Genomic DNA, 14,831 nt, shown 5'->3' with positions numbered 1-14,831 from the left:
CGCCTCAGAGCATCCCCAGCGCCTGCATGTAGGTCTCGAGAATGGTCTCGGCCTCCGCGCGCTCGTTGGGGTCCTGCTTGCGCAGGCGCACGATGGTGCGCAGCGCCTTGACGTCGTAGCCGTTGCCCTTGCTCTCGGCATAGACGTCGCGGATGTCGTCGGAGATCGCCTTCTTCTCTTCCTCCAGCCGCTCGATGCGCTCGATGATGGATTTGAGCTGGTCCTTGGCAAATTTCGTCGCGGGCTCGTCTTCGCGGACGGCGGCGGAGGTGGCCATCTTGGTACTCCCAATGGAACTGGCAAAACGAGGTGACGCCGGCATCCCTCACCGCGCGTGCTGGGTAGACCCTTAGGGTCGGCGCTCCCAGCGTTCAAGCAAGCATCGCGCTCGTCCACAGCGCGCCCACACCTTCCTGCGCCGACGCGAAGAAAGCTGTTGTGTGGTGCGACTCAGAGCGGCGCGACGAGGCGTCAGTGCCCGTTGGGATGGACCTTCTTCATCGCCTCGAGCTGCTCAGGCGTGGCCGTGCCCTGGTACTTTGCCTTCCAGGTCTCGTAGGGCATGCCGTAGATGGCCTCCCGGCTCTCGTCCTTGCTCAGGGGCACGCCCTGGGCGTCCGCGGCATCCTTGAGCCAGTTGGAGAGGCAGTTGCGGCAGAAGCCGGCCAGATTCATCAGGTCGATGTTCTGGACGTCCGTCCGGCCCCGCAAATGCTCGACCAGGCGCCGGAAAGCGGCCGCCTCGAGCTCCGTTCTGGTTTTGTCGTCGATTGCCATGGCTGTCTTCCCTAAGGCCCGTCCCGATGGCGGTCACCCTTACGGGATCAGGTGGGTCCTGTCACAGATTTTGCCATATCGCGGCGCAAACGGGCCACAGCCCGGCTATGGGGCAGTTCCCCGGCCCTACGCCAAATCGTCAATGATCTGGTATAGCTTCCGCGACAATGATTGCCGAATCTCCCCGCTTCCCGCTTCGCCTGCTCGCCCGGTTGGTCCCGGTGCTGATGGTTGCCCTGCTGTGCCTCTGGGCCAGACCGGCCTCCGCCGATTTCCGCCTCTGCAACAACACTTCGAGCCGGGTTGGCATTGCGCTCGGCTACAAGGACGCCGAGGGCTGGACCACCGAGGGCTGGTGGAACATCTCGTCGCGTTCCTGTGAGACGCTGCTGCGAGGCACGCTGGTCGCTCGCTACTACTACATCTACGCCGTCGATTATGACCGCGGCGGCGAGTGGTCCGGCCAGGCCTTCATGTGCTCGCGCGACAAGGAGTTCACCATCCGCGGCACCGAGGACTGCCTGGCGCGCGGCTATGACCGAACCGGCTATTTCGAGGTCGACACCGGTGAGCAGCGGGCCTGGACGGTGCAGCTGACCGACGCCAACGAACAGCCGGCGCAGCAACGCGTACCTGGCCTGCCCGGGCCGGTGGGCCCGGGCGGCGTTCCGGGTTTGCCCAATAGTCCGCCCGGTGGTACGCCCCCCGCCGCGCCCGGCCTTCCGCCGGCGCCCCCGCCCCCGTCTGGAAATAAGCCATGAGGCGTCTTCGCCGTATCAAGATTCTCGCGACCCTGGGCCCCGCCTCTTCAGACCTCGCGATGATCCGCCGCCTGTTCGAGGCCGGCGCCGACCTGTTCCGCATCAACATGAGCCACACCCCGCATGACAAGATGCGGGAGCTGGTGGCGACGATCCGCAACGTCGAGAGCAGCTATGGCCGGCCGATCGGCATCCTGGTCGATCTTCAGGGACCGAAGCTGAGACTGGGCGCCTTCGCCGACGGCGCGGTCCAGCTCCAGAACGGGCAGACCTTCACGCTGGATTCCGACAAGACGCCCGGCGATGCCACGCGCGTCCACCTCCCGCATCCGGAGATCCTGGCCGCACTGCGGCCGGGCCATGCGCTGCTGCTCGACGACGGCAAGGTGCGGCTGATCGCGGAGGAGACCTCGAAAGAGCATGCGGTGACCCGCGTCGTGGTCGGCGGCAAGATGAGCGACCGCAAGGGCGTCAGCCTGCCCGACACCGACCTGCCGGTCTCGGCGATGACGCCGAAGGACCGCGCCGACCTCGAGGCGGCCCTCGTCACCGGCGTCGACTGGATCGCGCTGTCCTTCGTGCAGCGCGCCGAGGACGTGCTCGAGGCCAAGAGGATGATCCGCGGCCGCGCCGCGGTCATGGCCAAGATCGAGAAGCCGCAGGCGATCGACCGCCTCGCCGACATCATCGAGGCATCGGATGCGCTGATGGTGGCGCGCGGCGACCTCGGCGTCGAGCTGCCGCTCGAGCGCGTGCCGAGCCTGCAGAAGCAGATGACGCGGATGGCGCGCCGCGCCGGCAAGCCGGTGGTGATCGCGACCCAGATGCTGGAATCGATGATTCAGTCGCCGGTGCCGACCCGCGCCGAGGTCTCGGACGTCGCCACCGCCGTCTATGAGGGCGCCGACGCCATCATGCTGTCGGCGGAATCGGCGGCCGGCAAATTCCCGGTCGAGGCTGTCTCGACCATGAACCGCATCGGCGAGGAGGTCGAGCGCGACCCGACCTACCGCTCGGTGATCATGGCCCAGCGGCCGGACCCCGAATCGACCGTCGGCGACGCCATCGCAGACGCCGCGCGCGTGATGGCGGAAACCCTGGACCTGCCCGCTTTGATCTGCTGGACCTCATCGGGCTCGACCGCCGTGCGGGTCGCACGCGAGCGGCCCAAGCCGCCGATCGTGGCGATCACGCCGAACATCACGGCGGGGCGCCGCCTCGCGGTGGTGTGGGGCGTGCATTGCGTCGTGGCGGAGGACGCGCGCGACCAGGACGACATGGTGGGCCGCGCCGGCCAGATTGCGTTCCGCGATGGCTTCGTCCGCGCGGGCCAGCGCGTGATCATCGTCGCCGGCGTGCCGCTCGGCATTCCCGGCACCACCAACATGGTGCGCATCGCCTCGGTCGGCCCCGGGGGCGACGCGGATATGTAGGCCCGCCAGCGCGGCCAAAACAAAAAAGTCGAAAAACAACCCCATGCACAGTAGCCTGGCCGGACTGGCGGGCTCGCTGGGATTTCACGAAAAGGCACGCTCAGGCAATGACCTGAGCGCGATCAGGGCGCCGCCTCGACCGCGGCGCGATTTTACGCCCCAACCAGCGCCTTCGTCGTCGGCAGTAGCGTCTGCTGCACCACCAGGCCGCGGGCGCGGGCGTCCATGACGCCGACGGCGCGCAGCGCCAGCAGCGTCACGGTCTGCACCGCATCGCGCATCTTGACGGGATCTCCGAGATTGTCGGGCGCAAGCGGCCCGACCAGAGCCTCATGCAGCGCCCCCAGCAGCGCGGTGGCGGCGAGCGCAGTGTCCTGCGCCGGCAGGTGACCGGCCCGCACGGCGGCGTCGATGCGGCTCGCGATCTCGCCGGCGATCTCGCGTCGGCTGGCCAGCCTGGAGGCGCTGACATCGACATCGACGGGCTCGGCCAGGATGCCCCAGGCCAGCCGCCGCTGCGACAGCGTATGGACCGCCACGGTGGTCACGGCGGCCGCCAGCGCCGAGGACGGTCCTGGAGCGGCATCGGCCGCCCGGCGGATCGCCGCGAGCTCGTCGCGAGAGACCTCGGCAATGAGTTCGGAGATCAGCTCGGCCTTGGAGGGAAAGTAACGGTACACCGTGCCGGCTGCGACATTGGCCCGGACCGCGACCGGCGCGATCTGCACCGCCGCCATTCCGCCTTCCGCCGCTGCTTCCCGCGCCGCCGCAAGAATCGCGCTGCGCCGCGCCGCAAGGCGCTTCACCACTTGATGCGTCCGCCGATAAACCATGGCGCGCTTCCTGTCCCACACGCCAGCCACACGCCCTGCGGCCGAACGCTTCGTCACGTCAAAAGATGCAAATCGCCCCGCAAGGACTGAACAACTATTCAGAGTGAATGACAAGATGGGAAATGCGTGGAGCGTCTCTCAAGGAGGCGGGACTTCACCCCAAAATAACGGCGACTTGGTTGGTGACGGCTAACCACGATTGTTACCGCGATCTTAAGACTGCGCCGCGACTGTACGGGATACTGCGATCTCACCTCGGTGCAGCATGGTCGACACGGACGCCCGGACCGCCTGGCAGCTTTTCCATCTGAACTGGCTTCCGATCGCGGCCATGGGCGGACTGCTGGCGATCGGCCTGCCTTGGGCAGACCTGAGCCTCGAGCCGGTTGCTTACGGCGTGACGTTGGCGATCGCCGCATTCCTGCTCGCGGTCGCCTATGGCCATCGGATCGTCAAAGCGGAGCTTGCGGATCCGAAGCTGGTGTTTTCGCTCGGTGCGATCGGGCAGGTCATTCTCACCTGCGCCATCGTCGGACCGCTCAGCTACGTCGCGGGCAAGCTGAGCTGGCCGCTCCAGGACCAAGCGCTGCTTGCGATCGACCGCGCGCTCGGTCTCGATCCCGAAGCGATCGCGCGATACGTCAACGATCATCCCTGGCTCGCGACCATCTTCGCGCGCGGCTACGGGCTGATCAAGCTGCCACTGCTCGGCGTTCCCGTCGTGCTGGCGTTGACGGGCCGCTATGTGCGCCTGCAATCGTTCATGCTTGCGACGAGCCTCGCGCTTGCGGTGACCATCGCAATCTCCGCCGTGGTGCCGGCGATCGGCACCTATTACGCGCTGCAACTGCCTGCCGCGCATCTGCCTGAAATCAACACCGCCGTTTACGCCGGGCAGTTGCGCGACATTCTCGCACTTCGTGACGGCAGCCTGCACGAGCTCCGCCTGTTCTTCCTCTCCGGCATCGTCTCGTTTCCAAGCTTTCACGCCGCCTCCGCGGTGCTCTATATGTGGGCGCTGTGGCCGGTGCGCGGCATCGGCATCATCGCAGCCGCCCTGAACCTCCTGATGATCGCGTCGACGCCGGTGATCGGCGCGCACTACGTCATTGACGTCGTCGGCGGCATCGCCGTCGCTGCAGCATCGATCTGGGCGGTGAAGCTCTTTGTTCGTTGGCTGCACGGCGCGTCACGGATTTCCGGCGCGCCTGCCGCGTCGGCGGTCTGGCAGGTCAGCCTCGCCGAATGACGCTGCACCAGCCGTCACCACGTTTGCGTAGCGGCAGCGACTTTGAATCATTCGCCAAAAAGAAAAGAGCCCCGTCCAGGACGGGGCTCTCGAAACTTGATGGTCCGCCAGCTTACTTCAGGCTGGACTGGATCGAGGTGAATTTGGTGTTCAGCGTGCCGCCGAGCTGGTTGACGACGGTGATGATCGCCAGCGCAATGCCGGCAGCGATCAGGCCGTATTCAATGGCGGTGGCGCCGGATTCATCCTTCACGAAACGCGCAACGAGGTTCTTCATAGAGTGCTCCAAATGAGTACACGAGGCTTACAACTGATCCGGTCTTTTCGGCTTCCCAGCGCCGCCCGACCATGGAACCGAACCTAGAGGCAAAGAATTGCGCCGCAGTTAATTCGACTGCGTAAACACCGAGCGGTTTGCGTGTATTCGCCGATGGTAAATCGAAATCCAAAACAGTCCATTAAATTGTCGAGACTTTGAATCTGCCTGGCGCAGCCGGTTTACCCGAAGTTATGAGCGCCCATGCTCCAATGTCGTCCGCTCGGTCAGCTCGACAAGAACAAGCAGGACAACGAGACGGCATGTCCCTCTCCTTCGCCAACAGCATCGCCGTGCAGAGCCGCACGCGGGCCCTGGTGCCGCTGTGCGTCGGCGCCGGCGCCTATCTGTTCTTCCTTTTTCTCGGCGATAGCCTGCTTCAGGATTCCGACTCGTTCTGGCAGATCAAGATCGGGCAATGGATCCTCGATCACGGCGCCATGCCAACCACCGACTTCTATTCCTTCACGCGAATGGGCGCGCCGTGGATATCGACGTCGTGGCTGTCGCAGGTCGCGTTCGCCTTCTCCCATGCGCAATGGGGCTGGGCAGGTCCCGTCATCCTCACCGCAGTCGCTCTCGCGCTCGCGGTCGCAATCTTCGTCCATCTGCTCGACGCGCAGATCGAGGCACCGCGCGCGGTACTGTTCGCGACGCTGGCGCTGCTGCTGTCGATCCATCACGTGCTGGCACGTATTCTGGCGCTGCCCGTCATGGTGGCGTGGGTCGGCTTGTTGATGGCAGCTGCCGATCGCAAGAGCGCGCCGTCCTGGACCTGGCTGCCGCTGATGGCGCTCTGGGCGAACCTGCATGGCGGCTTCGTGCTGGGCCTCGCGCTGATCGGTCCGATCTCGCTCGAAGCGGTCGAGCACGCCGAGAAGGGACGGCGTCTTTCGCTGTTCATGCGCTGGGTGCTGTTCGGAATCGGCGCGCTGATCGCGAGCTGCTGCACGCCGTACGGATGGCGGACGCTGCAGGGCGCGAGCAACGTCCTCAGACTCGGCGAGCTGCTGTCGCTGATCTGCGAATGGATGCCGGCGAACTTCGCCACGTTCACCCCGTTCGAGGGCGCCCTGCTCGCCCTGATCGCATTCGGCTATTATCGCGGCCTGGTGCTGTCGGCGCCCCGGATCTTCCTGATCCTGTTCCTGACCTGGAGCGCGCTGACCCATGTCAGGAGCATCGAGGCATTTGCGTTCCTGGTGCCGCTGGTGCTGGCAAGGCCGCTCGGCGAGATGTTCCCGCGCCGGACGCCTGACGCCACCGGTGCCGACCGCTGGCCGGCCCGCACTGTCACCGCGCTTGCCGCGCTGATGATCGTGGCGGCAGGCTGGACGTCGACGTCGCTCTATATGGGGCATCACCGCTTCACCTTCACGATGAGGCAGACGCCGGTTGCGGCGGTCGACCTGCTCGAGCGATGCAAGGTACAGCGCATCTTCAACGCCTACCAGTTCGGCGGCTATCTGATCTCGCGCGATATTCCCGTTTTCGTCGACGGCCGCGCCGAACTGTATGGCGAGAAGTTCGTCATGGACTTCTTCGAGGCGACGGAAGGCAGGAAGCCCGAGCTGCTGCCGCGCCTGCTGGACGAGTACAAGATCGACGCGACGCTATTGGTCGCCGACGCGCCGGGGCCGCAGATCCTCGACCAGCTCAAGGGCTGGAAGCGGATCTACGCGGACGACATCGCAGTGATCCACGTGCGCGACACCGCAGACGGCGCGGCGGCGGCGCCTTCGAAGTGAGGACCTGCTCCAGCGCTCGTCTCCGGCCTCAGCTGCTCCATCAGATGGTTCCCACCAGCCAGCCGCCCCCGAAAAATCCGGCGCGTCCCGACCCGGACCGAATCGTGGCGACCATCGTTCTTGCGCTGCTGGCGGCGGTCTCGTTTCTCCCGGTGCTCCTGACACCCATTCCCGCGATGGTCGATTATCCCAATCACCTCGCGCGCATGTACGTCCTGAGCCAGAACGGCACACCGGGTGCCAATCCGTATTACGAGGTGACCTGGGCCTTCTATCCCAACCTCGGAATGGACCTGATGGTCCCGCAGCTGGCGCGGCTGATGAGCGTCGAGGACGCCACTCGGCTGTTTCTCCTGCTGAGCCAGGTCCTGATCGTCACCGGCGCGCTTCTGCTCGAATGGGTCCGGAAAAAGCGCATCCATCTCGCCGGCTTCGCCGCGCTCGCTTTCCTCTATTGCCTGCCGTTCAGCTGGGGTTTTGTGAATTTCGAGTTCGGGATCGGTCTCGCGCTCTGGGGCATGGCCGTCTACCTGATGCTGGCCGAAAGCGCCTGGCCGCTGCGCTTCGCCGCCCATTCGGCCTTCGTCGCCGCGCTCTATGTGGGGCATTTCTTTTCGCTCGGCGTCTACGGCGCAGTGCTGGGCCTTGTCGAGCTGTCGCGCATCCGCCAAGGGCAGACCACGCATCCCGTCGTGGCCGCGCGGCTCGGCGCGCTGGCCCTGCCGGCGCTTGCGCTGCTTTCGATCATGCATGTCACGGCAGGCGCGATCGGAAGCCAAGGCAACGATTGGTTCCTCGCATTCAAGCCGGTCTGGCCGCTCCGCATCATGAACGGCTACAATCTGACGGCCGCGGCGGTGACCGGGCTGACGATGATGACCGCGCTGCTGTTCGCCGCAAGGCGCGGCGTTCTCAGGCTCGAGCCGCCCGGGATCTGGATCGCGCTCGGTCTTGCGCTCCTGTACGTGGCCATTCCCTCCAGGCTGTTCGGGACCTCGTTTGCCGACCTCCGCGTGATTCCTGCTGCGGGGCTGATCCTGCCGGCGTTCTGCTCGCTGTCGTTACCGAGCCGGGCGTGGAGAATGGGCGCGCTCGCTGCGATCAGCGGCATCACACTGATCAATCTCGCCGTTGTCTTCACAGTGTGGCTGCCCTACCGCGCTGACTACGCAGCCACCATCGAGTCGTTCCGCAAGATCGAACGCGGCTCGCGCGTTCTCGTCAGCAATGCGGACGAAGCTGGCGATCCGCCCTTCGCCGACCTCACTGCGTATCCGATGTATTATGCGCCAACGCTGGCGGTGCACTATGCCAACGCCTTCGTGCCCAATCTCTTCACGGAAGCGGGCAAGCAACCTGTTCGGGCCGTCGAGGCCGTGCGCCAGCTCGCCACTCCGGATGGCGGACTGGTGTCCTCAGGCCTGCTCACCGCGATTGCAACGGGCCGCCCGCCGGCGGACTCGCCGCGCTTTGTCCTCACCTGGTACCGGGATTTCGACTACCTCTATGTGCTGGGACCGCGGGCCGCAAATCCGCTGCCGGATCTGCTGGAGATATTGGAGACCTCGGATCGGTTTGTTCTCTACAGGATTCGCCGCAAGTCCTGAGAAAGGCGACCTTAACCACCTGCTCATAGACTTGCGCCCCTCCAACCCAGCGGGACTCCTTCGCATGGCGGCCAATTCCAGATCGATCCGCTACAGCCTCGTCATTCCCGTATTCAACGAGGAAGCGGTGCTGCCGGTCCTGCTGCGCCGGCTCGACCAGGTCATGTCCAAGCTCGACGGGCCGGCGGAAGCGATCTTCGTCGACGACGGCAGCAGCGATTCCAGCTCGATCGTGCTGCGAGCGCTCGCCGTGCGCGACACGCGCTTTCGCTACCTCGGCCTGTCGCGCAACTTCGGCCATCAGATCGCCATCACCGCCGGCATGGACGCCGCGCAAGGCGACGCCATCATCGTCATGGACGCCGATCTGCAGGACCCGCCCGAGGTGATCGAGCAGTTGATCGCAAAGTGGAAGGAGGGCAACGACATCGTCCACGCCCGCCGCCTCTCGCGCGAGGGCGAAAGCCGCTTCAAGCGCGCGACCGCGCATCTGTTCTACCGGCTGCTCGGCAGGATGTCCTCCGTCGGCATCCCTGCGGATGTCGGCGACTTCCGCTTGATCGACCGCAAGGTGCTCGACGCGCTCAGGCAGATGCCGGAGCAGGATCGCTTTGTGCGCGGCATGATCGCCTGGCTCGGCTTCCGGCAGGCCGAGGTCGCCTTCCACCGCCTCGAGCGCGCCGCGGGCGAAACCAAATACCCGCTGTTCAAGATGATCCGCCTGGCGGTGAACGCCGCGCTCGGCTTTTCCGATCTGCCGCTGCGGCTGGCGATCTGGTGCGGCTTGACGGTCTCGGCCCTTGCGCTGCTCTACGGCGGCTGGGTGATTCTGTTGTGGCTCAGCAAGGACAGCCATCTCGTGACCGGCTGGTCTTCGACGATCGTCCTCATGTCGCTGCTGTGCGGCATCAACATGCTGATGACGGGCATCGTTGGGCTCTATGTCGGCCGCATCCATGCCGAGGTGAAACGCCGCCCGCTCTACGTGGTGCAGGCACGAATCGGCTTCGATCGCGACGCGACGGCGTCGACACAGGCGATCCACACCATCAACGAGTGACCCGGCGGACGAGCGAGCTCTTCCCGCCGCTCACTTCGAACCTGAATTGGCACGCGTCCCTCGAAGAGGTCTTCGGCAGCGGGTCGATCGAGGGCCGATGTGTCGCCTTGGCGCCCGACTTATTGTCGCGGCGTATCTCGCCGCTTGTGAACGACCGCCACATCGTCGCTGTAGACGCGCTGCCACTGGGGCAGTCGGTCGAGCATCGCTATCGCGGGCGTTTGCGGTGCGAGCAGTGTCGCGTCGATGTTGTATTCGTCGAGCAATCTGAGGAAATCTCCGAGGTCGATCAGCGCCAGGGCGCGATTGTAGCGGTCGATGAACGGCCCGCCGTACAGTTCGGAGCGGCCATCGATAAAGGTGGGAATGCCGGCAAAGATCAAATAGCCGCCGAAGGCGTAATCGTTGAGCACGCGTCCCGTCCCGGCCAGGTCGGCCTGAGCGATGGCAGCCTGCGGGGTGATGGCCGGAGCCGGCCGGATGTCCCGCGCCAGCGCCGCCCCGCTCATCGCGACCAAGACACCGAGCGCGACCAGATTGAGGCCGCGCGAGCGGCCGGCCGCATCGATCCCGGTCGGTCCGCCGAACGTCCGCCCCAGCGGGGCCGCCAGATAAAGCGGCGCCAGCATGCCCAGCAAATCCGCATTGCGGATTTGCGCCAGCGCGAAATGGAGCAAGCCGATCACCACCAGGACCCGAACGACCGGCAGTGTCACGCCGCGCGAGAGCGCAAAGATGCCAGCCAGCAGCAGCAATTCGAAGCCACCGCTATGGCTGAAATCCTGCGGCCGCCATTCCGAGATCCAGGCGAGCGCGGGACCTGCGGCCAGCGTCGTCAGCGGCATCAACAATGGTTCCGGCCCGTGCGGCGTCAGGCAGGACGCTACGACCGCCAGTGCCGTGAATGGCAGCCACCGCAGCAACACGTGCAGCCATTCGCTTCGCTTCTCACGCAGCAGCGCCTCGAGCACCGCCGGGCCAATCAGCCCAAGCGCCAGCACGCCGCTGCCGTGCAGATTGGCCCACAGCACCAGCAGCGGCAGAGCCCAATATGGCGGAGGCGAGCTGCGATCCATGCAGCGCACCAGGGCAGCCGCCCAGATCACCATCACCGGCAACACGAGGACGTGCGGCCGCGCCAGCATGTGCGGCGCCAGCAGGACGATGGCCGCGATCACCATCAGCACAGTCAGGGCCGGGGAAAGCTCCCGCAGCAGGAAGAACGTGAGCAGGCCAAAGGCGAGCGCGATCGCCGCAGCCGCAATCGCGACGACGGCCGGCCAGCCGGCCAGCGCGTAGACGGCGGCATAGATGACCTCGGACAGCCATTCGAAGGTGATCCAGGGCGCGCCGTGCTTCGAAAAGGAAAACAGGTCGCTCGTCGGCAAGGTGCCGTGCGCGATGATCCAGCGTCCGAGCTCGATGTGGGAATAGCTGTCGGGATCGCCGAGCAATCGCGGGCCGAGCGCCAGCAACACGGTGTAGAGGCTGAGCCCCACGGCCCAGGGGAGCACGGCACGTGCCGAAAACGGTTGAACCGCGCTGTAGACGGCTTGATCAGTCATAGCGGGCCAAAATAGGCCGCAAGCGTTAAGTTCTTCTTTAGTGTTTGGCGCATTTGCCCCGAGCACGGTGCGCTTCTGCCCCCCGCTTCAGGCCTCACACGCTGGCTTGCTGCGCCCAGCGGGCTACCCAAAAAAAACGCGGCGTTTCCGCCGCGTTCTTCATTTCTCGATCTGCCGCTTCTCGATCAGGCCTGCGGCTGTGGCTCGAGGCCAGGATCCGGATCCGGACGCGGGCGCGGCTTGCCGGCCGGGGGCACGGCGGAGGCGCGCGGCGTGGTCGGCTCGAGCACGGACTCGCGGTTCGGCTTCTTGCCCCTGAGCAAGTCGACGATCTCCTCGCCGGTCAGCGTCTCGAACTCGAGCAGGCCCTTGGCCAGCGTCTCGAGATCGGCGCGCTTCTCGGTGAGGATGCGGGTCGCTTCCTTGTAGCCTTCCTCGACCAGGCGTTTGATCTCGGAATCGATCTTCTGAACGGTGGCTTCGGATGCGTTCTGCGTGCGCGACACCGACATGCCGAGGAAGACCTCGTCCTGGTTCTCGCCATAGGAGACGGTGCCGAGTTCCTCCGACAGGCCCCAGCGCGTCACCATCATGCGGGCAAGGCGCGTGGCCTGCTCGATGTCGGAGGCGGCGCCCGAGGTCACCTTCTCGCGGCCGAAGATCAGCTCTTCGGCGACGCGGCCGCCCATCATGATGGCAAGGCGCGAGGTCATCTGCTCCAGCGACATCGACAGCTTGTCGCGCTCGGGCAGCTGCATGACCATACCGAGCGCACGGCCGCGCGGAATGATGGTCGCCTTGTGGATCGGATCGGTCGCGGGCACGTTGAGACCGACGATGGCGTGGCCGCCCTCGTGATAGGCCGTCAAGAGCTTCTCTTCTTCGGTCATGACGAGCGACTTGCGCTCGGCGCCCATCATCACCTTGTCCTTGGCCTCCTCGAACTCGGCCTGCGTCACCATCCGTTTGTTGCGGCGGGCGGCGGTGAGCGCAGCCTCGTTGACGAGGTTCATCAGGTCGGCGCCGGAGAAGCCCGGCGTGCCGCGCGCGATGGTCTTGAGGTTGATATCGGGGGCCAGCGGCACCTTGCGGACGTGAACCTTGAGGATCTGCTCGCGGCCGACGACATCGGGATTGGGCACAACGACCTGGCGGTCGAAGCGGCCTGGCCGCAGCAGCGCGGGATCGAGCACGTCAGGACGGTTGGTCGCGGCGATCAGGATCACGCCCTCGTTGGCCTCGAAGCCGTCCATCTCGACCAGCAGCTGGTTCAGCGTCTGCTCGCGCTCGTCGTTGCCGCCGCCGAGGCCGGCGCCGCGGTGACGACCGACAGCGTCGATCTCGTCGATGAAGATGATGCAGGGCGCGTTCTTCTTGGCCTGCTCGAACATGTCGCGGACGCGGCTCGCGCCGACGCCGACGAACATCTCGACGAAATCCGAACCGGAAATGGTGAAGAACGGCACGTTGGCTTCACCCGCGACCGCACGCGCGATCAGGGTCTTACCGGTGCCGGGCGGGCCGACCAGCAGCACGCCGCGCGGGATGCGGCCGCCGAGGCGCTGGAATTTGCCGGGGTCGCGCAGGAATTCGACGATCTCCTGCAGATCCTGCTTGGCCTCATCCACGCCGGCGACGTCCTCGAAGGTGACGCGGCCATGCGCTTCGGTCAGCATCTTCGCGCGCGACTTGCCGAAGCCCATCGCCTTGCCGGCGCCGCCCTGCATCTGCCGCGACAGGAAGATCCAGACGCCGATCAGCGCGATGAAGGGCAGCCAGGAGACCAGCAGCGAGACGAACCAGGGCACGTTGTCGCCCGGCGGCTTCGCGGTGATCTGCACCTTGCTGTCGTAGAGCCGCTTCACCAGCGTCGGATCATTCGGCGCATAGGTCTGGAAGCTCGAGCCGTTGGTGAAGGTGCCGTGGATGTCCGGGCCCTGGATCACGACGTCGCGGACATTGCCGCGATCAACTTCGCTCAGCAGCTGGGAGAAGGCGATGTCCTGCGAGGACGCCCGCTGACCCGGATTCTGGAAGAGCGTGAACAACGCCAACAGCAGCAAAACAATGATGACCCAGAGGGCGAAATTGCGCAGATTGGCGTTCATCGATCTTCCTTCGTGGTCGCGCGGATCGCGGCCTGGTCCTTCAGGAGCTACTTGGGCAAGCTAGAGAAAATCCCCAAGGAATCCTCTCGGTTAGACGCATACAATTTAGGTGCCGTCCGGGTCGCTGCCAAGGGAATGAGATGGGACTATTTAGCCCATCTTAGAGCGATTCCCGCTGAAATAATGGCGCCCGGAGCGGGGTTTTTCCTGCCTGGTTAAGGTGTTCTGATGGCGCGGGGCCGAAATGGCTGGTGTCATGATCCGCCCCAGTCCCGAGCTCATCCACTCCCACGGCGCCTTGCCGGCGCCGGTGCGATTTGGATACGCCCGCCGGCGAGGCTGATCAAGGCTCCCGCGAGGGTTTGCTTCAGGACCGGCCGGCCAGTGGCGCGGGCATCGAGACTTGCGGCAATGGCCTCGTCCAATGCGGACAGCAGGGTTTCGACCTTGCCGAGCTCCGCCGGTCCTTCATGTCCGAGCGCATTGATGGCCCGCAGCAGGAGCCGCAGCCGGACCTCCTCCGGCAGGGCGGCAAAGGCCGAGGCCTCGAAGCTTCGGACGTCCGCCTGCGGCGCACCGCCGCGATCCCGCAGACGGAGGAAGCGCTCGGCGCCGTCGGCCAGCACCTCGACCGCCGCATTGGCCCGCGCCAGCCTTGCCGCGAGCCGCGCCAGATTGCGGGCATCGCCGCCCTCGGCCGCGAGAAGCGGCAGCAGCGCGCGCAGCCGCGGCCGGGTGAAGGCAGTGTCCCGATTGGTGGGGTCCTCGACAAAGCCGACCTTCGCCCGCCTCAAGGTCGCGATCAGCTGCGATTTCGGAACATCGAGCAGCGGACGCGCCAGCACGATTCCGTCGCGCTCACTGAGGGGCGCCATGGCCGACAGCCCGGCCAGCCCGCTGCCGCGGAAGAGGCGCATCAACAGGGTCTCGGCCTGGTCGTCGCGGGTGTGGGCCGTCAGCACATGGCTCGCACCGGCGGCACGTGCGGCCTCTGCGAGCAGGCGGTAACGGGCCTCGCGCGCAGCGGCAGGCAGGCCCGTCTTCGGCTTTGCGCCACGCCAGCGCAGGGTCCGATGCGGCAATCCGAGCTGGTTCGCGAGCCGCTTGACCTCGCGTGCCTCGCGGGCTGCCTCGGGGCGCAGGCCGTGGTCGACGGTGACGACGGTGAGTTGCGGGCCGCGCGCGAGGCTGCGCTGCCAGCGGGCGGCAAGCCACATCAGCGCGACCGAGTCGGGCCCGCCGGAGACCGCGAGCACCAGCGCCGGCGCAGCCTTCAGGCCGGCGAAGAGCCGCCTCGCCTCGCGCGCCGAGATGGGAGAATTGTCGTCGTCTGACATGACGCGGCCCTGACAGTCGCCGGCGGATGGTTCCGAT

13 protein-coding genes are annotated in these 14,831 nt (G+C 66.0%); 6 read left to right on the top strand and 7 right to left on the bottom strand.

Annotated elements, in window-relative coordinates:
• Window positions 1-4 precede the first annotated feature (4 nt).
• Window positions 5-277, bottom strand: coding sequence for a DUF2312 domain-containing protein (locus P6U28_RS36970; RefSeq protein WP_407120781.1), 273 nt, complete (start codon window positions 275-277; stop codon window positions 5-7).
• Window positions 278-471: 194 nt separating this feature from the next.
• Complete coding sequence (locus P6U28_RS36965; RefSeq protein WP_407120780.1) at window positions 472-777, bottom strand: DUF1244 domain-containing protein; 306 nt, start codon at window positions 775-777, stop codon at window positions 472-474.
• Between the two features lie 167 nt (window positions 778-944).
• Between P6U28_RS36965 and P6U28_RS36960 the strand changes: the two genes are divergently transcribed.
• Complete coding sequence (locus P6U28_RS36960; RefSeq protein ID WP_122405617.1) at window positions 945-1,538, top strand: DUF1036 domain-containing protein; 594 nt, start codon at window positions 945-947, stop codon at window positions 1,536-1,538.
• Window positions 1,535-2,971: a pyruvate kinase gene (gene pyk, locus P6U28_RS36955; protein ID WP_122405618.1), complete on the top strand. Its 1,437-nt coding sequence runs from the start codon at window positions 1,535-1,537 to the stop codon at window positions 2,969-2,971. The genes P6U28_RS36960 and pyk overlap by 4 nt, the downstream gene beginning before the upstream one ends.
• Window positions 2,972-3,123: 152 nt before the next feature.
• Here pyk and P6U28_RS36950 read toward each other — a convergent pair whose 3' ends face one another.
• Window positions 3,124-3,804 carry a TetR/AcrR family transcriptional regulator gene (locus P6U28_RS36950; protein ID WP_122405619.1) on the bottom strand — a complete coding sequence of 227 codons (681 nt, stop codon included), beginning with the start codon at window positions 3,802-3,804 and terminating at the stop codon, window positions 3,124-3,126.
• A gap of 265 nt (window positions 3,805-4,069) precedes the next feature.
• Here P6U28_RS36950 and P6U28_RS36945 point away from each other — a divergent pair, with 265 nt between their 5' ends.
• Entirely contained in the window at window positions 4,070-5,053 is a 984-nt protein-coding gene (locus P6U28_RS36945) for a phosphatase PAP2 family protein (RefSeq protein WP_122405620.1), read from the top strand.
• A gap of 112 nt (window positions 5,054-5,165) precedes the next feature.
• Here P6U28_RS36945 and P6U28_RS36940 read toward each other — a convergent pair whose 3' ends face one another.
• Window positions 5,166-5,330, bottom strand: a complete 165-nt coding sequence (locus P6U28_RS36940) for a Flp family type IVb pilin (protein WP_122405621.1) — start codon at window positions 5,328-5,330, stop codon at window positions 5,166-5,168.
• A gap of 302 nt (window positions 5,331-5,632) precedes the next feature.
• Here P6U28_RS36940 and P6U28_RS36935 point away from each other — a divergent pair, with 302 nt between their 5' ends.
• From P6U28_RS36935 to P6U28_RS36925, 3 genes are all read left to right on the top strand, one after another.
• Window positions 5,633-7,117 carry a hypothetical protein gene (locus tag P6U28_RS36935; protein WP_407120779.1) on the top strand — a complete coding sequence of 495 codons (1,485 nt, stop codon included), beginning with the start codon at window positions 5,633-5,635 and terminating at the stop codon, window positions 7,115-7,117.
• A 44-nt stretch (window positions 7,118-7,161) separates the two neighbouring features.
• Window positions 7,162-8,724, top strand: a complete 1,563-nt coding sequence (locus P6U28_RS36930; RefSeq protein ID WP_407120778.1) for a hypothetical protein — start codon at window positions 7,162-7,164, stop codon at window positions 8,722-8,724.
• Window positions 8,725-8,788: 64 nt separating this feature from the next.
• Complete coding sequence (locus P6U28_RS36925) at window positions 8,789-9,784, top strand: glycosyltransferase family 2 protein (protein ID WP_122405623.1); 996 nt, start codon at window positions 8,789-8,791, stop codon at window positions 9,782-9,784.
• Between the two features lie 119 nt (window positions 9,785-9,903).
• Here the strand turns inward: P6U28_RS36925 and P6U28_RS36920 are convergent, their stop codons facing one another.
• The 3 genes from P6U28_RS36920 to tilS form a co-directional block, all read right to left on the bottom strand.
• Window positions 9,904-11,349, bottom strand: a complete 1,446-nt coding sequence (locus P6U28_RS36920) for a hypothetical protein (protein WP_407120776.1) — start codon at window positions 11,347-11,349, stop codon at window positions 9,904-9,906.
• Between the two features lie 185 nt (window positions 11,350-11,534).
• Window positions 11,535-13,457, bottom strand: a complete 1,923-nt coding sequence (gene ftsH, locus P6U28_RS36915) for an ATP-dependent zinc metalloprotease FtsH (protein WP_027573106.1) — start codon at window positions 13,455-13,457, stop codon at window positions 11,535-11,537.
• A gap of 278 nt (window positions 13,458-13,735) precedes the next feature.
• Entirely contained in the window at window positions 13,736-14,794 is a 1,059-nt protein-coding gene (tilS, locus tag P6U28_RS36910; protein WP_407120775.1) for a tRNA lysidine(34) synthetase TilS, read from the bottom strand.
• Between the last annotated feature and the right edge of the window lie 37 nt (window positions 14,795-14,831).

This window comes from Bradyrhizobium sp. STM 3561 (assembly GCF_045571455.1).
Taxonomy (GTDB): domain Bacteria; phylum Pseudomonadota; class Alphaproteobacteria; order Rhizobiales; family Xanthobacteraceae; genus Bradyrhizobium; species Bradyrhizobium vignae.
Note: the sequence above shows the minus strand (reverse complement) of the source record. Positions and strands in the feature narration are given on the sequence as shown.

Excerpts from the sequence above, each read along its gene's own strand:
- P6U28_RS36970 (WP_407120781.1), bottom strand. The coding sequence starts at position 277 with ATGGCCACCTCCGCCGCCGTCCGCGAAGACGAGCCCGCGACGAAATTT.
- P6U28_RS36965 (WP_407120780.1), bottom strand. The coding sequence starts at position 777 with ATGGCAATCGACGACAAAACCAGAACGGAGCTCGAGGCGGCCGCTTTC.
- P6U28_RS36960 (WP_122405617.1), top strand. The coding sequence starts at position 945 with ATGATTGCCGAATCTCCCCGCTTCCCGCTTCGCCTGCTCGCCCGGTTG.
- pyk (WP_122405618.1), top strand. The coding sequence starts at position 1,535 with ATGAGGCGTCTTCGCCGTATCAAGATTCTCGCGACCCTGGGCCCCGCC.
- P6U28_RS36950 (WP_122405619.1), bottom strand. The coding sequence starts at position 3,804 with ATGGTTTATCGGCGGACGCATCAAGTGGTGAAGCGCCTTGCGGCGCGG.
- P6U28_RS36945 (WP_122405620.1), top strand. The coding sequence starts at position 4,070 with ATGGTCGACACGGACGCCCGGACCGCCTGGCAGCTTTTCCATCTGAAC.
- P6U28_RS36940 (WP_122405621.1), bottom strand. The coding sequence starts at position 5,330 with ATGAAGAACCTCGTTGCGCGTTTCGTGAAGGATGAATCCGGCGCCACC.
- P6U28_RS36935 (WP_407120779.1), top strand. The coding sequence starts at position 5,633 with ATGTCCCTCTCCTTCGCCAACAGCATCGCCGTGCAGAGCCGCACGCGG.
- P6U28_RS36930 (WP_407120778.1), top strand. The coding sequence starts at position 7,162 with ATGGTTCCCACCAGCCAGCCGCCCCCGAAAAATCCGGCGCGTCCCGAC.
- P6U28_RS36925 (WP_122405623.1), top strand. The coding sequence starts at position 8,789 with ATGGCGGCCAATTCCAGATCGATCCGCTACAGCCTCGTCATTCCCGTA.
- P6U28_RS36920 (WP_407120776.1), bottom strand. The coding sequence starts at position 11,349 with ATGACTGATCAAGCCGTCTACAGCGCGGTTCAACCGTTTTCGGCACGT.
- ftsH (WP_027573106.1), bottom strand. The coding sequence starts at position 13,457 with ATGAACGCCAATCTGCGCAATTTCGCCCTCTGGGTCATCATTGTTTTG.
- tilS (WP_407120775.1), bottom strand. The coding sequence starts at position 14,794 with ATGTCAGACGACGACAATTCTCCCATCTCGGCGCGCGAGGCGAGGCGG.